Below are 20,818 nucleotides of genomic sequence, written 5' to 3'. Positions count from 1 at the left end.
CGCGCAGACCTGGGGAGGCCTGCGCGTCAGACGCCCTCAAGTCGCCCGAGAGATGGCGTCGAGGATGTCGTGTGCCAGGTGATGCCTGACAACTCAGTCCGCAGGCCATGAGGGCGCCAAGGTGGTTACGCTGCTCGGCTGGCTTCGGCGGGGCCTGTCCCGTGGGAGGCGCTGGCCGCTCAGTGTGGAGCAAGGGCGCAACCGATGCATGTGCGTGCCGACAGTCTCGCCTCAAGCCTGGCTTGCGCGATCGGCTGTCCGCACCGCTCACAGATTCCGTATGTGCCGGCCGCCAGCCGCTCGATTGCCGCCGCGACCTCTGCCAAGTGATTCTGGGTCTGCAGCACGAGCGCTGCGACCTGCGACCTCTCGAACGCGATGGTCGCACCCTCAGGATCGTGCTCGTCGTCAGCGTTGGCGTCGTGGGAGGCCGCCACCACCTCGTCGAAGTCGCCGGTCAGGCCCGATAGGCGCCGGAGCGCTTGCTTTCGTTCCGTCTCGAGCAGCTCGCGAGCCCTGTCCATTCGTCAATGCTGACACCGTTTGCTGCCATGAGGCGGCCGGCCGGCCCTTCTAGGCTGTCCGCACAGGCCGCCGTCCGCCTTTCGGCTGTCGCAGATCACCTGGCGGGCGAGTGTCGCGCATCATCATCCGACGGAGGACAGATGGCGTCGAGGACGCCCGCCAGATATGGCTCTTATGGTTCAAGGCGCGCAAAGGCCCGGCTGCGGGCGGCTCTGGGGCGCCGTCCTGCCGGGCCAACGAAACGGGGACGCTTCCTCTGATTACGCGATCCCAACTGCCACGAGCCGACGTACTCGGCGTCTGACCGCGGCTAGTCCTGCGCTAATCCGGATCAGCCGAGATCCGGTAGAAGCGCAGGCGTGTGTAGGGACGGCGAGCAACTGGAGGCGGTCCGGTCCTCTAACGACACGTCGGTTCTGCCCAAGGAGATGCCGACCGGCGCCGGAGGTGGTGCTTGAGGGCAACTCCGCCTGCTCTTGGGTTGTCGAGGTGCTGCACAGAGCCTCGCCGTTCCTGATAGCCGAGGCCGAGAGACATGAATGCGGAGTCCCAGGAGGACTATCATGTCCCGAGAGAGACAGCGTCGCCCGAGGCGGTATGTGGTCCCCGAGCCGACACCTCACGAGGAGGGGCCAGCGATGTCAGTGTTCAGGTTTGAGCCCTTCCATGACCCTGCCCGGGAGCTCGACCGGCTCATGTCGATGGCCGCGAGCGGGACGCGCGCGCCTCTCGCGATGCCGCTGGACGTCTACCGCGGCGAGGACGGCAGCTACCACATCGAGGCCGACCTGCCCGGCGTCGACCCTGTCAGCATCGAGGTGACCGTCGACTCCGGCGCCTTAACGATCCAGGCCGAGCGCACCCCGCCCTACCGTGAGAGCCAGCAGGTCATTGTCGCCGAGCGATCCCAGGGGTCGTTCGCCCGGCGACTCTCCCTCGGCGAGGGCGTGGACTCGCAGAACCTCACCGCCGACTACGCCGACGGTGTCCTACACGTGACCATCCCGGCGTCGCCGCGGAGTCAGCCGCGCCGGGTCGAGATCACCCATGCGACCGGCGGTAGCCGCACCATCTCGAGCACCGTCGAACAGGGTGACGCGTCCGCCGGTAGCACGGGCGACGCTGGCTGAAGGCGCGGCGCCCCCTCGACGTCATCCGCACGATCACCCGTCCGGGTCCGATCGAGGTCCGGCCCGAACCGTTTGCGGACCGTCGTACCGATCGCTCACAGGGGCCTCTTCGTCGCTGGGACGGACCACCATGTCGCCTTCGGCCGTGGGGTGCACTTCTGCCTCGATGCCGCCCTTGCCCGCATGGAAGCCAGAACCGTCATCAGGCCCATACTCCATCGCATACCTGACTGGAACACTGAGCGGCTCGGGGGCACCGCCGGGGCACAGGACAATTCCGCGGCTACGCTTCCCTCCCCACCACGTGAACCAAGGCAGCACAGCCGGGGTATGAGCAAGCACCGACCGACTCCAACGGGCACGGGCTTGCGCTGGATGCCGAAGACATCGGCTTAGGGGAGGGTTCGGTCGTCGCGGAAGGCGGACCCGAAGTCACAGACCTTCTCCTCGACGGGGCTACGCCAGCGCTGACCGGCGCAAGCACCCGTTCGTGTCTAGGTACGGTCGTGGATCCGGCGACTGCGGAGTAGGCTTGCAGGAGCGGCCCTTCAGTGGACGTGTGCGGGCAGTACGTGCGCATCGTTCGCCACTGAGGGGCCGTTTCTTGCGTGGTCTGAGGCTGCGGAAGAACGTTCGCTCTGCCGCCGAGAGTAAAGGCGCGGTAGCCGAGATCCGGCAAGCGCACACTGTGGTCAGGGGCCCGGAAGACCTATTGCCCGGCGTCGTGGAGATTGGATCGAGCGTGGGCTGACGCCTCGACCATCGCCGGACGAGAAGGTGTCCGGCCGAACGATGGGTGCCCCCGGCAGGATTCGAACCTGCGACGCACGGTTTAGGAAACCGACGCTCTATCCCCTGAGCTACGGGGGCGCACGCGGGGACAGCTTAGCGGAGGGTGGGGTGTCAGCCGGTGAGGGCGTAGACGCCCAGGTGGCCGGCGATGGAGGCGTAGCGCTCGGCGTAGAGGGTGGTGCAGCGGGAGGAGGCGCAGCCGGCGCCGGCGAAGGTGATGCCGCGGATGGTGGCGGTGGAGGAGCCGGGGCGGGTGTAGACGGGGCCGCCGGAGTCGCCGCCGATGATCGCGATCTGGCCGCCGCGGGTGGCGCGGATGACGTACGTCGTGCAGCCCTCGGTGTCGCAGTACTTCGCCGACGTCGAACGGACCGTGATGCCGCACAGCGACGTACTGAAGCTGCCGGACTGGCAGACGACCGTGCCGACGCCGGGGTCTGCGCCGCCGGTGACGGTGCGGGTGTTGGGCGTGTCGCCGGGGCCGTCGGTCCAGATCTTCGGGCCGTAGCTGCTGCCGGTCACCAGGGACTGGTCGTAGTCGGGATAGTTCGTCCGGATCGTGGTGGTGCCGTAGTAGTTGGTGCCGGACTTCCACACCGTCCCGGGGCCGCCGCAGTGGCCGGCGGTGACGGAGCCGCGCTGGCCGGTGGAACGCCGTACGACGGAGAAGCCGGCCGTGCAGCTCTTCAGGGCCGACGTGATCCGGGCGCCACCCCAGTGCCCGCCGTTCGGTGTGTCGCTCAGCCGGGACGTCCGTGCGAGCGAGCTGGCGACGAGTTGTACGCCGGACAGTCCGCGCAAGCCGTCGAGTGACGCGGGGGAGGTGCTCGCGCGGTCGTACTCGACCACGATGTTCTCGCTGACCGGGTCGAGATCCGCGGCGAACGTCGTACGGGCGGCGTCGGCCGACCAGGAGCGGGCGCCGACCGAGTTCCAGGCGTCGGCGATCGACTGGGCCGAACGGCAGCTGCGCTCGATGCCGACCAGCTGCTTGCCGGCCGCGGGGACGTTGCGGGCCATCGCGGTCTGGTACTTCTTCGTGTCCAGCTTGGCGCCATCCACCACGACCTTGTAGCCGGTCGAAGCGGAGCCGACCACGCCGATGACGCCCTGGCTCAAACCGTAGGGCAGTCCGGACTTCGGCCGGCCGGTCGCGTCCAGGGGCTCGAGCGAGCGGACGGCGGCGGTGATCCCGTCGCCGAGTGTCTCGCCGAGCGGCCGCGGATCCTTTGCGGATGTGGGCTGCGTCAGTCGCTTGGACTCGACCGAGCTCGCACTCGGCTGGGCATGCGAGCACGCCGCCGCGCCAGCCGAAGAACCAACCGCGTCGGCCGAAGGGCCAACCGCACCGGCCGACGAGAGGCCGACTGCGAAGAGTGAGACTGAGCCAAGTGTGAGCAGCGGGACGGTGGCTGAGAGTCGCACGTAGCTCCCCAAATCGGTGGACGGCCGCATACATCGTCCGGTCAGGGGCTCCGCTCAGTCAATAGCCGATCACCGTCCGCGAACAAATTCGACTACCCTGCGCGAGCGTATCTCGCAAGTTCACGCCCGTCGGCGCCGAAGAACTGAAGGCTGTCGGCGTCGGCCGCGATCCGCTTGGCGGCGTGCAGTACGGCGGTGTGCGGCACGTTGTCGCAGCCGATCAGGCGCTGCGGGCCGACCGTCGCGGTGAACTCGCCACGCTGACCGATGGAGTACGTCCCCTGCAGCGCGTTGCAGCCGTCCGAGCCGCCCCACGTGCCGTCGGGGCGGAACACCAGCACCGGATCGTCCGGCCGGGTCGCCTTGAGCGACTTGAGCTCGGCGATCTGCACCGGCCGCCACGTCCCGGACACACTCTGCGCCGTGGGCGGCTCCGGCGCCGCCGTGGTGGCCGCCGGCGTCTGTCCAACCGCTACGGGCGGCTGGATGGGCTTGTTGTTCGAACCGGCCAGGCCGAAGCTCACGACGGCAACGGCGGCGACCGCGACGGCGGCCGCTCCAGAGATGATCCAGGTACGGCGCTGAGCCCGCCGCGCGCCCGTGGTCACCCGCCCGGTCAGGTCGGTGGCCGGCGGCACCGAGGCCGCGGCGCGATCGAAGGTTCCCCGCAGGTCATCCTCGAGATCGGTGTTGCTCACGACAACCTCTCATCAATGCGCTGGGACTGCCTGGTCGTCCGAAGATTCGCGAGTGCTCTGCTCGCGGTCGCACGGACGGACGATGGTTTGATGCCGAGCATGTCGGCGATCGTGCGGTCGTCCAGGTCCTGGTAGTAGCGCAGGACCAGCACGACCCTCTCCCGGGCCGACAACGCGGCGAGGGCTCGCCAGAGGTCGTCGGAGTTCACGATGCTGGTGGCGTGGTCGGGCACTGTCCGTTGTGGATCGAGCTCGGCCGTCGGAGCCTCGCTGAACGAGCGCCGCCGCGTCATCGACAAGTAGGCGTTGATCAGGATCCGCCGGACGTAGTGGTGCGGATCGTCCGCCTTCCGCACCTTCCGCCAGGACCGGAACGCCTGCATCAACGCGATCTGGGCCAGGTCCTCCGCTCGTTGGTAGTCCCCGGAGACGGTGAAACCGAGCCGCACCAGTTCCTGTCCCCGGGCGGATACATACTCCTCGAACTCCACTCGCCACTCCCCGGCTGGGCGTACAACACCTCACACCTATTAGACGCATCGAGTCACCCAGGTGCTGCAACCGTTCACGCACAGTTGGATCTCACCCAGGCGGACTAGACCAGCAAGAACGCGCGGACCGCCTGCTGACCGCGCGGATCCCGCTGCACACTGTGACCGCTTCCCGGTATGACGACCAACTTGGCGGACCGTGCATGTCCCTGCTCCCACTGAGACCATTCGAGCGGACAGAACAGGTCGTTGCTCCCGTGCAGGATCAGTGTGCGCGGCAACAACTCCTGACTGGCCGGGTACGTCGACACTCGCGCGGCCGGCCACCTCAGACAGCCCTGGATCATCAGCTGGTCGCGCGCGGTCCGCACGTCGTACGGATACAGCCGCTTCGGGTCCAGCCGTCGTACGGCGGCATCCAGCGCGGCACTGCGGTTGGCTGTGCCGGACCAAGGGAAGCGAAGGTCCGAGCAGAGCGTGGCCATGTGCAGTCCGGCCGACAAGGTGTCGTAGCTGAGCCCCATGCTGGTTGTCTGCCTCAGGAGCTCCTTCAGACCCGTGTCGTCGCCATTGCGGGCGGCATGGAGGATCGCCGGGATCCCTTTCAGTGATGGGTTGACCGAGTTGAGGCTGGCGACCGACAGGCTCTCCATCAGATCCGTGCCACTGACGCCGTGCTGCACCAACCACGCCAAGTCGGCAACGGGATCCGTCGTACACGCAGGGTCTTGGCGACACGCAGCCGTGAGCACTCCGCCGGTCGCGGCCATCAGATCGACGCCCATCGGGTTGAAGCCCTTGTGCGGCACGACCGAGTCCAGCACCAGCGCCTGCACCCGATCCGGATACTTCAGCCCGTACTGCGCGGCCGTGAAGCTCCCGTACGACGTCCCGTCCAGTGTCAGCCGATCGACCTTGAGGTCCTGACGCAGTTGCTCGATGTCGTCGACCGTGTCCGGCGTGCCGTAGTACCCGACCCCAGCGCCGATCCTTTGGGCGCAGTCGTCCACTGCCTCCGTCGGCGGCGTCAGAAAGTCCGAACCACCCACAGTCTCTTGTAAAGAAGGGCAATTGATCCCCTTCGGCCCGGTGCCGCGCTGGTCGAACATCACCACCCTGTACTCGCGTAACACGTCCGGATGGAGGTTGTTGCGCAGGCGAGGCAGCAGCGAGACACCAGGCTGACCAGGACCACCCGCGAGGAGCAGCAGCACACCACGCGGCGCGTCCACGTTGTCGGTTGCGATCACTCCGAGGTCCAGCGACGGGCCGCTCGGCTGCTCACGGTCGAGCGGCACGCGCAATGTCGTACAGGTGAAGCCCTCTATGCAGGCGTCATGATCGGGAGGAGAGCAGGCGGTGCAGATGAGGAGCAGCACGAACAGCAGTGGTACCCGCCGCATGCACCCTCCCGAAACGACTTGTGGTGTTCAGGGCAACAGCCGGTGTCGTCGAGTGTCAAGCGGTCGGCAGCCCTTTGGCGAACCCGCCACCGCGATGGACGGATACCGCAAGCACGATGCTCCAAGCCGCGAACAGCCCCAGGCCGCAGGTCTTCACCACCGCGGGGGCTTCGTCCGGAATCGTCATGTCCAGCACGGAGGTGACCACCATCAGGATGGGAACGGCCGGCGTGATCGAGCGGGTCCGGAACTCGGCCCAGCTCAGGGCGATAGAGCCGACGAGTAGACCGCCCATGAACATCACCAGGAACACCGGACCTGGAGGGATCGACAGCAGGCCGTCCATCGCGTGGTCGAGGTCTGCCTGGCTGATGCCGTCGTTGGTCGCGGCGAGCTGGAATGCCTCGATCCCGTGCAGCGCGGCCAGACCGAACAGCTGGACGGTGAGCGCAACGAACGCGATGCCGGCCATCCGTCGGGAGGACCGCCACGACACCGCGGCGGCAATCGCGACAGTGGCGAACAGGAACGGCGTACTGACCAGGCCGGCGAGGATGGACCACCCCCGGCCGGTGGCATCTGTCCCCCCGTGCGGGATCGCTGCTTCGGCGACGGTGAGCAGAGGTCCGATCGGCAACAGGACCGCAGCCCAGGTCCGGATTCGGCGTGACGGTCGTACCAGGCTGTCCTGGGTGGCGTCGATGATGGTCATGGCAGGGTCCTTTCGGGTTGGCGGAACGTTGGTTTCCCTGACCGTGCGCGCGCCGCTGTCCCGGACACATCGGGCCGGCGCCCCGACTTGTCCCGGCTGCGGCGCGCCAGTTGTCCCGGGCCGAGGACAGGACTCCGGTCCCGTGCATAGCGGCACACTTGCGCGCAGACTGTGGCTGGGACCCCGGCGCGTCGCAGGGTTGCCACCGGAGGGCGCCATGAGATCAGCGAGGCTCAGACCGGCGCCGCTGCTCGTCCTCGCAGCCATCGCCGGGCTGTCCGCGACCACAGTCGCGCTGACCGTCGCGAACGGAACCAGTCTTTCCGCGTTCGTCGACAGCAACGGGGCCAGCGGTTGGATCTCCGCGCTGGCGTTCGGCGTGGTCGCTGTGCTGGTGTTGTCGAGACAGCCGGGGAACCGCCTCGGACCGTTGCTCGCGGCTGGGGCCTTGCTGGTCGCGATCTCGGGTGCCGCGGATCCCTATGTGTACTACGCGCTGCACACTCGACCCGGTTCCCTGCCGTTGATCAGCCTGGCGGCCCTCTGCGCCAGTGTGCTCTGGATGACCGGGCTCTTGGTGATCCTCGGGTCGCTGACCTTGCTGTTCCCGAGCGGCCGCCTCTCGTCGCCCGGTTGGCGCTGGCCGGCACGGGCGACAGGTGCCGCCATCGTCATCGCAACGCTTGCCGCCGGTACGACGCACGTGCTCGTCGACGACACGGTGGGTGTGTCGGTGGTCGGTACTCCGTTCGATCTGCCGTTTCCGGACGGTCCGCAGATGGCCCTGGCGGTGGTCTGCATCGGGGTGGTCTTCGCAGTGGCTTTGTCGGCAACTGTCGGTATCGCGATCCGGATGCGCCGGGTCAACGGGCCCGAGCGGCAGCAGTACGCATGGTTCGTCGCCAGCGTCCTGCTGCTGGCGATCCCCATGCTGCTGCCGATCGACCTGCCGGAGACCGTCGAGCTCGGGGTCACCGTGCTCGCGATCGCCGCACTTGGCGTCGGCATCGTCAGGTATGGAGCATTCGACATCGAGATCGCGCTGTCCCGCACCCTCGCCTATCTGGTCCTGACTGCCGCCGCACTGGCGGTCTACAGCGTCGCGGCAGTCGCGGTAGGGGCCCAACTCGACGCCGGTCTGTTCCCGGCAGCCGCGGCGGGCGCTGCGGTGTTGCTGCTGGCCGCCATCCGGCAGCGCGTCCAACGAGCAGTGGATCGGCTGTTGTACGGCGACCGCCGCGACCCACTGTCCGCACTGACCACCCTTGGGGACCGATTGGGTGCAGCTCTGGACTCGGACGCTGTCCTGCCCGTGGTTGCAGAGACCGTCCGCCAGACGTTGCGATTGCCGTACGCCGCGGTGCGGTTGGAGAACGATGCAGAACCTGCATGTACGTCGGGCGAACCGCCGGCGCGGACCGTGGAGTTCGACCTGAAGCACGCCGGCCAGCAGGTCGGCACTCTGGTTGTCGGTGTCCGCCGCGGCGAGGTGGGGTTGAGTGCGGCGGACACCCGGCTCTTGGAGACCTTCGCTGCACAGATCGGTGTTGCGGCCCACGATGTCAAGGTCACCAGGGAACTGCGGCAGTCGCGCGAGGCCCTGGTCACCTCCCGCGAAGAAGAACGGCGGCGGATCCGGCAGGACCTGCACGACGGTCTGGGGCCGACGCTGGCCGGCATCTCCCTCGGCCTGGAGTCGGCCGCGCAGCGGACTCGCCGGGCCGATCCCGAGATCAGCGCGCTGCTCGAGTCGCTCGGCGCCGAGACCACCGCGGCGGTGACCGAGATCCGGCGGATCGTCGCGGATCTGCACCCGACGATGCTCGACGTGATCGGCCTGGTGCCGGCTCTGGTTCATCACGCCGGGCTGATCAGCTCGAGGACCCGAGGCGACCTCGTCGTCAGCGTCGTCGCGGAACCGTTGCCGGAGTTGCCTACCGCGGTCGAGGCAGCGGCCTACCGGATCACGCTCGAGGCGCTGACGAACGTCGTACGGCACAGCCATGCTGCGGCTTGCGACGTCCGCCTGACGATGGACAGCGGTCTGCACGTCACGATCCGCGACGACGGGACCGGTGCTGTTCCGGTCGGCCCGGTACGTGGCGCGGGCCTGGCTTCGATGCGAGCCCGCGCCGAAGAACTCGGGGGCGCCTGCACCGTGCGGTTCCGCCAGGATCAAGGGACCGAGGTCGTTGCCATGCTGCCCGTGACAGCACGATGACCGGCGGTGCGATCAGGGTTGTTCTCGCGGATGATCATCCGGTCTACCGCCAGGGGCTGGCGGCCGTCGTCACCGACGCCGACGATGTCGACCTGGTGGGGGTCGCGGCAGATGGTGGCGAGGCCGTTGCTCTTGCGGTGGAGCGCATGCCGGACGTGGCGCTGCTCGACGTCCACATGCCAGGCGTCAGCGGAATCGATGCCACTCGGCGACTCGCGGTCGAGGCGCCACAGGTCGCCGTACTGGTGTTGACGATGCTGGAGGATGATGAGTCCGTGCTCGCCGCGATGGCGGCCGGAGCCCGCGGGTATCTCGTCAAAGGGGCCACCGGCGACCGGATCCTCGCTGCCATCCGAGCCGTCGCCGCAGGGGAGGCGGTCTTCGGGCCTACTGTTGCGGATCACATTCTCGACCTCGTGGGAACCGACCGGCGCTCCGGTCGCCGTGGTCAAACCTTCTCGGCGCTCACCGAGCGGGAGGAGGAGGTTCTCACGTTGATCGCGGCCGGGCGCTCGAACCGTGAGATCGCACAGGTGCTCGTCGTGGCGGACAAGACGGTCCGGAACCACGTCTCGAGCATCTTCACCAAGCTGCAGGTCGCCGACCGCGCCCAGGCGATCGTCAAAGCTCGCGAAGCCGGTCTGGGGAGGACATAGGGGAGGTGCACAGCGAATGCCTGTGCAAAGGAGGAATCCAGCCCACCGATCCATGCTCGCCGTCCGGGCCGCGGCCGCACCGTTCCACGCGCCATGCCGGCCGAAGACGCCAGTGACGCAGTTGCGCCTGACGACCGATCCAGCCGCTGCCTGCCTTGCGGGTCGACCTTGGAAGGGACTCGCAAGGCAGGCGCGGGTTGACCCTGGTCCGGACGGCTTCGGGGGGCGCGTCCGGCGCAGGGTCAGCGCAGGCCGAGCGACTTGATCAGCTCGGGGGTCACCTGGCGTGGGGCCGGCAGCGTGCCCGGCTTGCCCTGGCCTTCCAGGGAGGTCGCCACCAGGCGGCGGCAGCCGAAGGCCTCCGCTGTGTACGACAGCACGCCACGATCGTTGTCGGTGAACCGCAGCACGTACGTCGGGCCGAGCTCCTTGGTGCAGATGGCCGGCTTCTTGGCAACGGGCTTCGATGCGTTCACCAGAGCGAGCAGGTCGGTCGCCTGCTTGCCGTTGCGTTTGGTCGTCGCGGTCGCGTAGTCCTGCCCGGACGCCTCCGCGTCGAACTGGCAGATGGTCACGCTGACCGGCTGGAACAACGAGGTCGCCGCGCCCTTGCCCCAGACCACCTTGTCGGTAGAGGCGCGGACCGCCGCGATGGTGTCGGGACAGTCCATGCTCGGGGTGCCGCTGGGGGTGGGCGACGGGGTAGGTGTGCCGGGGGTGGTCGGCGTATCAGTGGGCTGGGCGGCGGGCGGGGACGTGGTGTTCTCGTTACCGCAGGCGGCGGTAGCTCCGAGCACAGCCACGACGAGCGTCGCACCGATCAGGCCCCGTGTCCGTAATGCACTCACGACTCGGTCCTTCCAGGTTGGCAAGGTCACCCATGATGGTCGACCGGAGTCACGTCCCGCGCGCCAGAACATCACGGCGGCGCGTCTATCCGGTCACGCCTGCGCGGATCGTAGGGCAACCGAGGCCGACCTGTAACGTCCACGCGCTGTTCGCCGGTCTTTGTCCACCCGCTAGTCCGAACACTTCGGTCGTCCGGATCGGCCGGGTGGTGCGCGTGCTGTGCGGTTGTCGGGATCGGTCGGCTGGTCCGCATGCTGTTCGGTCCGGATCAGCCGGGTACTCCGCGTGCTGTGCGGTTGTCGGGATCGGCCGGGGTGCGCGTGCTGTGCGGTTGTCCGATCGGCCCGGTGGTGCGGTTGTTCGGGGCGACCCGCTGGTCCGCGGGCTCTCGACCGGGGTCGCCGATTACGATGCTGTGCCGTGGGTCGCAACGACAAGAAGGCTGCCGCGGAGCGGGAGCGCGCCGAGTGGCAGCTGGGGATCGACTGGGCCCGCTGGCTGATGGCGGGCAACTCCCCGCAGGTGCTGACCATGTACGGCCTCGTCCTCGAGCCGGGCGAGGTCGCGTACGTGAACACGCCCCTGCAGTACGCGCGCCTGTACGGCGGCAGCGGTCGCTACACGCACAGCGGCGGCCTGTTCGTCGGCAAGCCGGGACTGGTGCTGGGCCTGATGGCTGCGAACGCCGCCGTGAACGCGAGCCGGAAGGCGGCGGCGAAGCGGGACATGCAGCTGATGTGGCGCGACCTGCAGGAAGTCCCGACGATCGCGACCAACTACCGGTTGCTGTGCCACCTGCCCCGGAGCGGCTGGATGAGCTTCTACTACAGCGCCGTGCAGGAGTTCTATCCGGATCCGGCCAACTGGATGATCACTTTCGGCTTCCAGAACGCGGAGCCGCTGCGGCTGGCCGGACTGGCGACGCCGACACTGTCAGTACTGACCTCCTGGTGTGTGCTCGGAAGCGATCGCTGGCAAGGCGAACCGGGGATCGCGCCGCTGATCGAGGCCGCCACCGGCCGGCAGTTGCCGCCGGGTGTGGTCCAGGGCGAAATCGGTCCCGGCGAGCCCCGGCGACTCGGTAATCTGGAACCATGACGAGCCCGTACGAAGACGACGAGCCGCTGCTCCCCGAGCAGACCCGGGACGACGACCCGCGGACCTGGGGCGACGACGACTCCGGCGATGACGACGAACGCATCCTGAACGAGGTTCCGCCCCACCACGGATGAGTAAGTCCGTGGTGCTCGTCCACGGCGGCCTCTGGGACGCCATGGACGCAGAAGCCTTCTGGGGTACGACGGGCATCACCGGGGGACTCACATCCGCCGGGCTGACGGTGCTCGCCCCCGACCGCCCGCGGCGGCCGAGCGGCTGGGACATCGAACGTGCAGCGCTGGGTGAACTCCTGGCGAACCACCATGAACCGCTCACGATCGTTGGGGCATCCAACGGGTGCACCGTAGCCGTCCTGCTGGCCTTGAACTTTCCGCACCTGGTCGATCACCTCCTCCTTGCCTGGCCGGCCACCGCCGGCGATCCCGCCCTCGACGCGCGGACCCGGACCGGCCTGATCGAGCGAGGTTGCCCGCCGGACGCCGCGGACGCCCTACTCACCGGCGAGACCCTCCGCGGCGTCACCGAAGCGAACCTCGCCCGACTGGCCACCGACGCCATCGATCCGGTTGGCGCCGACGCGGCCAATCCGGTTGGCGCTGACGCGGCCGATCCGGTTGGCGCCGATGCGATCGATCTGCTTGGCGCTGACGCGGCCGAACCGGTTCGACCTGATGCGACCGGGCCGGCTGGCGCTGGTAGGGCCGAGTCAGTTGGCGCAGATGTGGTCGGGCCGGTTGGCGCCGGCGAGGCCGGCACCGGGGCGGCGCGTGGGCGTATTTCGGTGGCGGTGGTGCCTTCGGTGCCGGAGAATCCGGCTCACCAGCGGAAGACGGTCGACGCGCTGTTGCGATCGATCCGGGGGAGTCGTGAGCTGGCCGGGTGTCCGGAACCGCCGACGCCCGCCTTCCCGCCCTACTTGGATCAGCTGGTGCGAACGATCGTCGAGTTCGTGAACTAGGGGGAGAGGGCCGTGGAGCTTCGGGGGTTTTCCGACGAGTACGCCGTTCTGGTCGCGGGGTGGGCCGTGGACGCGAAGGAAGTGGCGTTGCTGTCCGGGCAGGTCGAGTACCCGTTCCCGGAGGAACTGAAGGCGAGCTGGCGGAAGGTCGACCCGGATATCCACTCCTATCTGCTGTTCGACGGTGACCGGCCGGTCGGGTACGGCGAGGTGTGGCTGGACGACGAGGAGGACGAGGTCGAGCTGGCGCGGATCATCGTGGATCCCAAGGTCCGCGGTCGCGGGATCGGCCTGGAGTTGGTGCGCGCCTTGCTCCCGCCGGCGGCATCCGCCGGGTACTCGGAGGTCTTCCTCCGGGTCCGGCCGGAGAACGAGGTCGCGATCCGCACGTACCACCGCACCGGCTTCGTCGACGTCCCGGCCGCCTTGATGGACGAATGGAACCAAGGCCAGCCCATCGCCTACCGCTGGATGCGCTATGCCGGCGAGCCCACCTGGCTCTCGGAGCAGCTACCCCACGGGAGCAGGTAGGCGCCGGCGAGCTCAGGGGCTGAGGTTGTGTGCCTACCCACTCCGAGTCAGCTCTGACGCGTGCGGAGGGCGTCGCGGATCTCGGTCAGGAGTTGCTGGTCGGTGGTCAGTGACTCAGGCTCGGGCTCCTCGCCGCGGGCGCGGCGTTCGGCGAGCTTGTTGAGCGGCAGCACGATGAGGAAGTAGATGGCCGCGGCGACGAACAGGAAGTTCAACGCCGCCTGCAGGATCCAGCCGAGGTGGAACTCCGCACCGTTGATCTTGAAGAACCAGACGTGGCTGATGTCGGTCTTGCCGAAGATGGCGGCGATCAGCGGGTTGATCAACCCATCCACGAGCGCGCTGACGATCTTACCGAACGCGGCGCCGATGACGACGGCGACCGCGAGGTCGACGACGTTCCCGCGCATGATGAATTCCTTGAAGCCCTTGAGCATATGGGTGCCTCCACGAAGCGGTGGTGTACCCGAGACAAGGTAGGACCGCAGACCTGCGAGGGCGAGGGACCGCGCCGGACAGCGACGCATCGTGTCGCTGGGTAATCAACTCGTATCCGGCGTCAGTGCCACGGTGATTCTGGAGTTCGTCGTGGCCTGGGCCAGCCGCGTCGCGATCTCGGGCGTCGTCGCGACCACGATCAGTGCGCCGGAGCTCGTCGTACGTGGGGTTGGCAGGGCGATGACGCGGACCGCTCGGGCGAGAAGGCTTGCGGCGTCGGCCGCTGTGCCGGTCGCGGCGTACAGGTTGACGTGGTCGCCGACGCGGAGGAGTTCGCTGATGTCGGCGTCGTCGATGCGGAACGGATAGGCGAGCGATCCGGCCTGCACTGCGGCAGGAGCCAGGAAGCGGGCGTCGGTGAGTGGCTCGCCGGATCGGACCGGGCCGCTCAGCACGCGGGCGGTCAGATCGGCGCCGGGTCTGAGGACGCCGTCGGGCACCGAGCCCGGAGGGAGGTCGACGGTCCGGAGATCGGCGCCCGCGGGCACAGCTCCGCCCGCCAGGTCGCGCGCAGCGGCCAGCACGGCGACGGTCGGTGGAGGTGGCGGGGACAGAGCGACGAGGCCGAAGTACACGGCGGCCGCGGCGGCGACGCCGGCCAGCAGCCGGCGATGCCACCGGGCGGCCCGGAGCAGATCACGAAGGAAGGAAGGGGTTCTCATGCCAGAGAAAGTACGAGTTTCGCCGGCACCCGCCCCTCAGTTATCCACAGGCGGCGGAGGAGAAGGTCAGGCCGCGCTCGTATTGGTGCCCGAAGACGAGGACCCGCTGGACGACGAGCCGCTCGACGAACCATTCGACGACGAACCGTTCGACGAAGACTTCGAGGAAGACGAGGAGGAGTCCGACGATGACGACGAGCCCGACGACGAGGACGAGGCGGTCGACTCGGACTTCGCCGGGACCGAGCCCTTACCGGACGAGCGGCTGTCGTTGCGGTAGAAGCCGGAGCCCTTGAACACGACGCCCACGGCGTTGAAGACCTTGCGCAGCGTGCCCTGGCAGTTCGGGCACACGGTCAGCGCATCGTCTGTGAAGCTCTGGCGCACCTCGAGGGCCTCGCCGCAGTCGGTGCACTGGTACTGGTACGTCGGCACGATTGGTCCCTTCAGGCCGCTGGCACTCCTACTACTCGACTGCTAATAATGCGCCAGCGGCCCGAAGTATTCCAACTCAAGCCCGCGGAACGGACTGTTCAGCCCTGACGCCGCACTGTGAAGTTCCAGCAGCCGGCGATCACGTTCCGCACCTGGACCGAGTCCACGGTCGCGTCCTCGAACAGTCGTTTGAGCTCCGTTTCGCTCGTCCCAGGCTCAGCGACGACTCCGTCCAGCATCTGGCCCGAGACGTCGTACGGGCGTAGCACCGCCCGCCGGTCCCGGAAGTCCAGCGGGAAGACTTCCGCCGCCGGCACCGGACAGTCGGTCGTGTGCACGAACACCGGCCCGACCTCGGCGTACGGACCGCCGGCCGTCATCGGCCGGTGCGACACCAGGGCGATCTGGTCGCCGGCCCGCGCCAGCGTGAGGCAGCAGCGCAGCGGCTCGCCGCCGCCCGCGGTCCGGGAAACGACGGCGTTCCCGAAGTCGTCATGACCGTTGCACCGGATCCGGTCCAGCTCGGAGAACGGGACGGGGATGTACACCAACTCTGGGTTCATGTCCACAGAACGCAGAGCAACGCAAAGTTGTGAGGGACCCCATTTGGGGCGCGCCGGGGGATTCTCTACGGTTGGGTCCGTGCGTCGCCTGCTTCGAGTCGTCATCATCAGCGGAATCGCCCTCACCACCGTCCTCCTGGTGATCGCGGGAACCGTCGTTTTCGTCGTCCGCCACTCGTTCCCGTCGTACGACGGAACGATCGAGCTGTCCGGCCTGGACGGTGACGTCAACGTGGTCCGGGACGCGAACGGCATTCCACAGATCTACGCCGACACCCCGGCCGACCTGTTCGCCGCGCAGGGCTACGTGCACGCACAGGACCGGTTCTTCGAGATGGACTTCCGCCGGCACGTCACCGCCGGCCGGCTGAGCGAACTGTTCGGCAAGGACGCACTCGAGACGGACAAGTTCGTCCGCACGCTCGGCTGGCGCCGGGTCGCCGAGAAGGAGCTGGGCCTGCTCAGCCCGACCACGCGGCAATATCTTGACGACTACGCCCGCGGAGTGAACGCGTACCTGTCCACTCACAGCGGATCGGGCCTCAGCCTGGAGTACGCCGTTCTGTCACTCAAGGGCACCGACTACCACCCGGAGCCCTGGACCGCGGCGGACTCGCTGTCCTGGCTGAAGGCGATGGCGTGGGACCTCGGCGGCAACCTGGACGAGGAGATCACCCGGACCAAGCTGGTCGCGACGTTCCCGGCCCGCAACATCGAGAGCCTCTACCCGCAGTACCCGTACGACCGGAACCAGCCGATCATGACCACCGGCGCGGTCAAGGACGGCAAGTTCACCACCTCCCCGGTCACCGCGGACCGCGGCATGCTGTCGAAGGACTTCCTGAAGTCCCTCGACACCGTCCAGAAAGTCGCCAAGGGACTGCCCGAGCTGCTCGGCCAGGGCGATGGGATCGGCTCGAACTCGTGGGTCGTCTCCGGCGACCACACCACCACCGGCAAGCCGCTGCTGGCCAACGACCCGCATCTGGGCGCGACCATGCCAGGCATCTGGACCCAGGTCGGCCTGCACTGCAACAGCGTCGGCAAGAGCTGCCCGTTCGACGTCTCCGGCTTCAGCTTCTCCGGTCTGCCCGGCGTGGTGATCGGCCACAACAACGCGATCTCCTGGGGGTTCACCAACCTCGACCCGGACGTCCAGGACCTGTACCTGGAGCGGATCGACGGCAACAACGTCCTCTACAACAACAAGTGGCGCGCGATGGCGACGCGCGAGGAGACGTTCAAGGTGGCCGGCCAGGACCAGCCGGTGAAGATCACCGTCCGCGAGACCCGGCACGGTCCGCTCATCTCCGACGTCGGTGACGACGAGCGCCAGGTCGGTGATGCGGCCGCCAAACAGGCGAAGTACCCGCAGGCGTACGGCGTCGCACTGCAGTGGACCGCACTGAACCCGGGCCGGACCGCCGACGCGCTCTTCGCGATCGACCAGGCCCAGAACTGGACCGAGTTCCGTGCCGCCGCACGGCAGTTCCAGGTCCCCTCGCAGAACCTCGTGTACGCCGACACCGACGGGCACATCGGCTATCAGGCGCCGGGACTGATCCCGATCCGCAAGACCGGCCGGGGCGACTGGCCGGTGCCGGGCTGGGACCCGAAGTACTACTGGACCGGGTACATCCCGTTCGACGCGTTACCCAATGAGTTCGATCCACCGGACGGGATCATCGTCACCGCGAACCAGGCCGTCGTACCGCATGGGTACACCTACTACCTCACCAACGACTGGGACTACGGCTACCGGTCGCAGCAGATCCTGGACCGGATCAAGTCCGCCGGGAAGCTGGACGCGAACGCGATGGCGTCGATCCAGCTCGACACCAAGAACCGGGCCGCCGAGATGCTGGTGCCGTACCTGCTCCAGATCAGCATCGACGACGCATTCGACAAACAAGGCCAGGACACCCTGCGGAACTGGGACTTCACCCAGCCCGCCGACTCCGCGGCGGCGGCGTACTTCAACGTCGTCTGGCGCAATCTGCTGTCGCTCACCTTCCATGACCAGCTCCCCGAAGGCACCTGGCCGGACGGCGGCTCGCGCTGGTTCGAGGTGATCCACACGTTGCTCGGCCAGCCGAACAGCACCTGGTGGGACAACATCGGTACGCCGCAGCATGAGAACCGGGACGACATCCTGCGCGAGGCCCTGGTCGACGCACGGACCGAGATCACGCAGAAGATGGCTCGTGAACCCGCCAACTGGCAGTGGGGCAAGCTGCACAAGCTCACGCTGACCAACCAGACGCTGGGCAAGTCCGGGATCGGCCTGATCGACAGACTGTTCAACCGCGGTCCGTACGAGCTCGGCGGCGGTTCGTCGATCGTGGACGCGACCGCCTGGGACGCGTCCGAGGGCTACACGGTCACCGCGACGCCGTCGATGCGGATGGTGGTCGATCTGTCCGACTTCGACAAGTCCCGCTGGGTGAACCTGACCGGTGTGTCCGGGCACGCGTTCTCGTCCAACTACACCGATCAGACCAAGCTGTGGGTTCGGGGCGAGACGCTGCCGTGGGCCTACACCAAGGGTGCCGTCGAGGCGGCCCGCAAGCACGCCCTGACGTTCACCAAGCCGGACCGCTAGCTAGGTCACCAGGCGGGTGCGTTGGCCTCGGCGAACAGCTCCTCCGGCCAGGTCCAGAGCGCCCGCTGGGTCAGCAGGATCGAGATCGTCTGCTCCGCCGGCGTGGTCGACCACAGCGCGCCCAGACCACCGGCCCAGCCGTACCGTCCGCCGCCGACGGACAGTCCGTAGCCCCAACCGGTCTCCGGCCCGAGGAAGTCGACGGCCGCCGCGCGCTGCGCCGGGGTCAGCTGATTGGTCGTCATCTCCGCTACGGCGGCCGGCGACAGCACCCTGTCTCCACCGGCGAGCAGCATCCGCGCGAAAGCGTGGAAGTCGTCGGCGGTGGAGATGAGCCCACCACTCGCGTCCGGGAACGGAGGCTCCGACAGCCATTGGCTGCCGAATGCGGTGTCGAGTACGTCGTTCCCGACGTACGCCGTCGTCAGCCGCGCCGGATCCGATGCGGTGAAGGCGGTGTCGTGCATCCCCAGTGGTTCGAAGATCCGCTCCCGCAGGAAGTCCCCCAACGGCTGCCCGGTCGCCCGTGCGATCAGTACGCCGAGCACATGCGAGCCGGTCGAGTACAGCCACCGCTCTCCGGGCTGGAACTGCAGCGGCAGCGTCCCCAGCCGCCGCATCCATTCATCGGGATCCAACGGCGTCCGCGGCACCGGCGGCCCGAACGTCCGCAGCTCCAGCTCCTGCTCACACTGCCGGAGAGCCGGGTTGTCCGACTCGCCCAGTCCGAGCCTGAACGTGAGCAGGTCCCGCAGCGTGATCGGCCGCGCCGCCGGGACCGTGTCATCGATCGGGCCGTCCGGCTGCCGCAGTACGGCCGGGTGTGCCAGCTCCGGCAGTAGGTCGTCGACAGGAGTGTCCATGGAGAGCCTGAGCTCATCGACCAGGATCATGGCGGCCGCTGCGACGATCGGCTTGGTGAACGACGCGACCCGGAACAGGCTGTCCCGGTGCAGTTCCGGACCATCGAAGGCTGTCCTGCCGATGACCTCGACCCGTGTCTCGTCCCCACGGCTCACCAAGGACACGAGCCCGGCCAGGACCCCGTCATCGACGTACTTGCTCAGCATCAGCCCAGTCCACCAGCGAAGGGCATCGCGCGCCACTGTCCGACAAACATCCGGATGCCGTCGGCCAGCGCCGGCATCTGTTGCACCAGTGGCGTGCACACCGCGATCTGGAGCACCCGAGCCGTGTCCATCACCTGCTGCACGCGCTCGTCGAGCTGTGGTCGTCCGAAGGCCGCCGCGGCCTCGTCGTACACCTTGCCGAGGTCCGGTCCGAACCCCGCCATGTCCCACTCGATCGGACCAAGCGTCGCGTCCTCGAAGTCGGCCCACAACATGCCGCCCGCCGTCGGGATCACGTTGTACGCCGGTGCGTCGCCATGGATCGTCTGGATCGTCGCCGCCGGGAAGACCGCCTCGAACCCGGCCCTGCTCGTCAGCACCGGCCGCAGCACCTCCCACTCGGCACGGGCCCGGTCCACGTCCTCCTGCTCGAGCAGACCCGGCACAGCCTCCAGAGTCGCGAGTCCAGATGGCACCGCGAGCAGTGGAGTCAGCCAGGGCAGTTCCTCCGGGTAGTCCGCGAGTACGGCGTGCAAGTCGGCGGCTCGGGTGGTCGCGGCGAGGTAATCGACCTGCCCGGACTGCTCGACGTACTGCCAGAACGTCATCGAGAACCCATCTCGCTCCACCGGCTTCAGCGGCACGAGCGGGCTTGGCGCGACGACCGGATGGCCATTCGAGAGCAGCCACGCGGCCAGGTCCAGTTCGCGCTGCTGGCGTCGTTCGGCGACCTCGACGTCCGTCAGGTAGTCCGGGAGGTTCATCGGCACCCGGGCGACCACCGGGGACGGCTTGAGATGCACGACCACGGAGAACGCGTCGTACAGGACTGTCGGGTCGGTGACCGTCAGGCCGAGGTCACGTGCGGCTGTGGCTGCGGCTTGGACCGCGGTCTCAGTCATCCACTGATCTTCGCAGCGCGATCAAGTGATTTGGGGTGAGCGCTGCATCCACCAGATGGTCGTGGGCGTCGGCCGGAAGCGCTTCGACGATCTCGGAGTCGTACACCGCGGCCCAGATCGGCGTACCGGGTCTCACGCGGGCGAGCGCCCGGTCGTACGAGCCGCCACCGCGTCCCAGGCGCACACCATCGCGGGCTACGGCCAGCGCCGGGCAGATGACCAGATCGGCGGTGGCGATCGCGTCCGAGCCCAGATCGACCGGCGGCTCGGACAGTCCCAGCCGGCCGGGCACCAGGTCGGCCGCACCCGGTGCGATACCCCAGCCGAGGTCGTTGTCGGCGTACAAGATCGGCAGCAGCACCTCGTGGCCGGCCGCAAGCAACCAGTCGATCAAAGCGCCCGTCTGCGGCTCCGGACCCCTGGATACGTACAAAGCCACCCGGTGCGCGTCAGACACGACCTGCTGGGCACTCCTCAGCAGATCCTCCGCATGAGACCGGGCACTGCGGGCACTGAGCAAGTACTGCCGCGCCGCGGCCTTCGACTCGAACACCATCCGATCGTAGGAGCGTGACG

The 20,818-nt window shown here is 68.1% G+C and carries 22 protein-coding genes and 1 tRNA gene; 8 read left to right on the top strand and 15 right to left on the bottom strand.

The genetic code is table 11. The features are described from left to right. Positions 1-179: 179 nt before the first annotated feature. Complete coding sequence (locus OG558_RS03600; RefSeq protein ID WP_405068929.1) at positions 180-524, bottom strand: TraR/DksA family transcriptional regulator; 345 nt, start codon at positions 522-524, stop codon at positions 180-182. Positions 525-1,163: 639 nt separating this feature from the next. Between OG558_RS03600 and OG558_RS03595 the strand changes: the two genes are divergently transcribed. Continuing rightward, entirely contained in the window at positions 1,164-1,655 is a 492-nt protein-coding gene (locus OG558_RS03595; protein WP_405068928.1) for an Hsp20/alpha crystallin family protein, read from the top strand. A 797-nt stretch (positions 1,656-2,452) separates the two neighbouring features. Here OG558_RS03595 and OG558_RS03590 read toward each other — a convergent pair. The 6 genes from OG558_RS03590 to OG558_RS03565 form a co-directional block, all read right to left on the bottom strand. Continuing rightward, positions 2,453-2,525: transfer RNA gene (locus OG558_RS03590), tRNA-Arg, on the bottom strand. Positions 2,526-2,558: 33 nt separating this feature from the next. Then, positions 2,559-3,872: a hypothetical protein gene (locus OG558_RS03585; protein WP_405068927.1), complete on the bottom strand. Its 1,314-nt coding sequence runs from the start codon at positions 3,870-3,872 to the stop codon at positions 2,559-2,561. A gap of 92 nt (positions 3,873-3,964) precedes the next feature. Next, complete coding sequence (locus tag OG558_RS03580; RefSeq protein WP_405068926.1) at positions 3,965-4,570, bottom strand: META domain-containing protein; 606 nt, start codon at positions 4,568-4,570, stop codon at positions 3,965-3,967. Next, positions 4,567-5,061, bottom strand: coding sequence for a SigE family RNA polymerase sigma factor (locus tag OG558_RS03575; protein ID WP_405068925.1), 495 nt, complete (start codon positions 5,059-5,061; stop codon positions 4,567-4,569). Before OG558_RS03575 ends, OG558_RS03580 begins: the two co-directional genes overlap by 4 nt. A gap of 104 nt (positions 5,062-5,165) precedes the next feature. Next, positions 5,166-6,464, bottom strand: a complete 1,299-nt coding sequence (locus OG558_RS03570) for an alpha/beta fold hydrolase (protein ID WP_405068924.1) — start codon at positions 6,462-6,464, stop codon at positions 5,166-5,168. A gap of 55 nt (positions 6,465-6,519) precedes the next feature. Further along, the gene (locus tag OG558_RS03565) at positions 6,520-7,176 is read right to left on the bottom strand and encodes a hypothetical protein (RefSeq protein ID WP_405068923.1); all 657 of its coding nucleotides are present in this window, start codon (positions 7,174-7,176) and stop codon (positions 6,520-6,522) included. A 217-nt stretch (positions 7,177-7,393) separates the two neighbouring features. Here OG558_RS03565 and OG558_RS03560 point away from each other — a divergent pair, with 217 nt between their 5' ends. Both OG558_RS03560 and OG558_RS03555 read left to right on the top strand, forming a co-directional pair. Continuing rightward, the gene (locus OG558_RS03560; protein WP_405068922.1) at positions 7,394-9,397 is read left to right on the top strand and encodes a histidine kinase; all 2,004 of its coding nucleotides are present in this window, start codon (positions 7,394-7,396) and stop codon (positions 9,395-9,397) included. Further along, positions 9,394-10,053 carry a response regulator gene (locus tag OG558_RS03555; RefSeq protein ID WP_405068921.1) on the top strand — a complete coding sequence of 220 codons (660 nt, stop codon included), beginning with the start codon at positions 9,394-9,396 and terminating at the stop codon, positions 10,051-10,053. Before OG558_RS03560 ends, OG558_RS03555 begins: the two co-directional genes overlap by 4 nt. A gap of 242 nt (positions 10,054-10,295) precedes the next feature. On the opposite strand, the gene OG558_RS03550 is transcribed toward OG558_RS03555, so the two are convergent. Next, on the bottom strand, positions 10,296-10,901 hold the full coding sequence (locus tag OG558_RS03550) for a hypothetical protein (RefSeq protein WP_405068920.1): 606 nt from the start codon (positions 10,899-10,901) through the stop codon (positions 10,296-10,298). Between the two features lie 421 nt (positions 10,902-11,322). On the opposite strand from OG558_RS03550, the gene OG558_RS03545 reads away from it, so the two are divergent. From OG558_RS03545 to OG558_RS03530, 4 genes are read left to right on the top strand one after another with little or no spacing between them, the layout of a single operon-like run. Then, entirely contained in the window at positions 11,323-12,000 is a 678-nt protein-coding gene (locus tag OG558_RS03545) for a hypothetical protein (protein ID WP_405068919.1), read from the top strand. After that, positions 11,997-12,134, top strand: coding sequence for a hypothetical protein (locus OG558_RS03540; protein ID WP_328526555.1), 138 nt, complete (start codon positions 11,997-11,999; stop codon positions 12,132-12,134). The genes OG558_RS03545 and OG558_RS03540 overlap by 4 nt, the downstream gene beginning before the upstream one ends. Continuing rightward, entirely contained in the window at positions 12,131-12,979 is an 849-nt protein-coding gene (locus OG558_RS03535; RefSeq protein WP_405068918.1) for a hypothetical protein, read from the top strand. Before OG558_RS03540 ends, OG558_RS03535 begins: the two co-directional genes overlap by 4 nt. A 12-nt stretch (positions 12,980-12,991) precedes the next feature. After that, complete coding sequence (locus OG558_RS03530; RefSeq protein WP_405068917.1) at positions 12,992-13,510, top strand: GNAT family N-acetyltransferase; 519 nt, start codon at positions 12,992-12,994, stop codon at positions 13,508-13,510. A gap of 47 nt (positions 13,511-13,557) precedes the next feature. Here OG558_RS03530 and mscL read toward each other — a convergent pair whose 3' ends face one another. The 4 genes from mscL to OG558_RS03510 all read right to left on the bottom strand — a co-directional run bounded on the left by mscL (position 13,558) and on the right by OG558_RS03510 (position 15,668). Further along, positions 13,558-13,947, bottom strand: a complete 390-nt coding sequence (gene mscL / locus OG558_RS03525; RefSeq protein ID WP_405068916.1) for a large conductance mechanosensitive channel protein MscL — start codon at positions 13,945-13,947, stop codon at positions 13,558-13,560. A 105-nt stretch (positions 13,948-14,052) separates the two neighbouring features. Then, entirely contained in the window at positions 14,053-14,670 is a 618-nt protein-coding gene (locus OG558_RS03520) for a hypothetical protein (RefSeq protein WP_405068915.1), read from the bottom strand. A 66-nt stretch (positions 14,671-14,736) separates the two neighbouring features. Next, positions 14,737-15,105, bottom strand: a complete 369-nt coding sequence (locus OG558_RS03515) for an FmdB family zinc ribbon protein (protein ID WP_405068914.1) — start codon at positions 15,103-15,105, stop codon at positions 14,737-14,739. Positions 15,106-15,203: 98 nt separating this feature from the next. Further along, positions 15,204-15,668: a DUF1203 domain-containing protein gene (locus OG558_RS03510; RefSeq protein ID WP_405068913.1), complete on the bottom strand. Its 465-nt coding sequence runs from the start codon at positions 15,666-15,668 to the stop codon at positions 15,204-15,206. Between the two features lie 79 nt (positions 15,669-15,747). On the opposite strand from OG558_RS03510, the gene OG558_RS03505 reads away from it, so the two are divergent. Beyond that, positions 15,748-18,270: a penicillin acylase family protein gene (locus OG558_RS03505; protein WP_329481541.1), complete on the top strand. Its 2,523-nt coding sequence runs from the start codon at positions 15,748-15,750 to the stop codon at positions 18,268-18,270. Positions 18,271-18,275: 5 nt separating this feature from the next. Here the strand turns inward: OG558_RS03505 and OG558_RS03500 are convergent, their stop codons facing one another. From OG558_RS03500 to OG558_RS03490, 3 genes are read right to left on the bottom strand one after another with little or no spacing between them, the layout of a single operon-like run. Further along, on the bottom strand, positions 18,276-19,340 hold the full coding sequence (locus OG558_RS03500) for a serine hydrolase domain-containing protein (protein ID WP_405068912.1): 1,065 nt from the start codon (positions 19,338-19,340) through the stop codon (positions 18,276-18,278). After that, complete coding sequence (locus OG558_RS03495; RefSeq protein ID WP_405068911.1) at positions 19,340-20,242, bottom strand: aminoglycoside phosphotransferase family protein; 903 nt, start codon at positions 20,240-20,242, stop codon at positions 19,340-19,342. Before OG558_RS03495 ends, OG558_RS03500 begins: the two co-directional genes overlap by 1 nt. After that, positions 20,235-20,795, bottom strand: coding sequence for a 5-formyltetrahydrofolate cyclo-ligase (locus tag OG558_RS03490; protein ID WP_405068910.1), 561 nt, complete (start codon positions 20,793-20,795; stop codon positions 20,235-20,237). Before OG558_RS03490 ends, OG558_RS03495 begins: the two co-directional genes overlap by 8 nt. Positions 20,796-20,818: the final 23 nt, after the last annotated feature.

This window comes from Kribbella sp. NBC_01510 (genome assembly GCF_045040325.1).
Classification (GTDB): domain Bacteria; phylum Actinomycetota; class Actinomycetes; order Propionibacteriales; family Kribbellaceae; genus Kribbella.
The sequence above is the reverse complement of the archived record's forward strand: the minus strand, read 5'-3'. Positions and strand labels throughout refer to the sequence as shown.

Bases quoted from the DNA above. Each gene is read 5' to 3' on its own strand.
- OG558_RS03600 (WP_405068929.1), bottom strand. From the start codon at position 524: ATGGACAGGGCTCGCGAGCTGCTCGAGACGGAACGAAAGCAAGCGCTC.
- OG558_RS03595 (WP_405068928.1), top strand. From the start codon at position 1,164: ATGTCAGTGTTCAGGTTTGAGCCCTTCCATGACCCTGCCCGGGAGCTC.
- OG558_RS03570 (WP_405068924.1), bottom strand. From the start codon at position 6,464: ATGCGGCGGGTACCACTGCTGTTCGTGCTGCTCCTCATCTGCACCGCC.
- OG558_RS03565 (WP_405068923.1), bottom strand. From the start codon at position 7,176: ATGACCATCATCGACGCCACCCAGGACAGCCTGGTACGACCGTCACGC.
- OG558_RS03560 (WP_405068922.1), top strand. From the start codon at position 7,394: ATGAGATCAGCGAGGCTCAGACCGGCGCCGCTGCTCGTCCTCGCAGCC.
- OG558_RS03555 (WP_405068921.1), top strand. From the start codon at position 9,394: ATGACCGGCGGTGCGATCAGGGTTGTTCTCGCGGATGATCATCCGGTC.
- OG558_RS03540 (WP_328526555.1), top strand. From the start codon at position 11,997: ATGACGAGCCCGTACGAAGACGACGAGCCGCTGCTCCCCGAGCAGACC.
- OG558_RS03535 (WP_405068918.1), top strand. From the start codon at position 12,131: ATGAGTAAGTCCGTGGTGCTCGTCCACGGCGGCCTCTGGGACGCCATG.
- mscL (WP_405068916.1), bottom strand. From the start codon at position 13,947: ATGCTCAAGGGCTTCAAGGAATTCATCATGCGCGGGAACGTCGTCGAC.
- OG558_RS03520 (WP_405068915.1), bottom strand. From the start codon at position 14,670: ATGAGAACCCCTTCCTTCCTTCGTGATCTGCTCCGGGCCGCCCGGTGG.
- OG558_RS03510 (WP_405068913.1), bottom strand. From the start codon at position 15,668: ATGAACCCAGAGTTGGTGTACATCCCCGTCCCGTTCTCCGAGCTGGAC.
- OG558_RS03500 (WP_405068912.1), bottom strand. From the start codon at position 19,340: ATGCTGAGCAAGTACGTCGATGACGGGGTCCTGGCCGGGCTCGTGTCC.
- OG558_RS03495 (WP_405068911.1), bottom strand. From the start codon at position 20,242: ATGACTGAGACCGCGGTCCAAGCCGCAGCCACAGCCGCACGTGACCTC.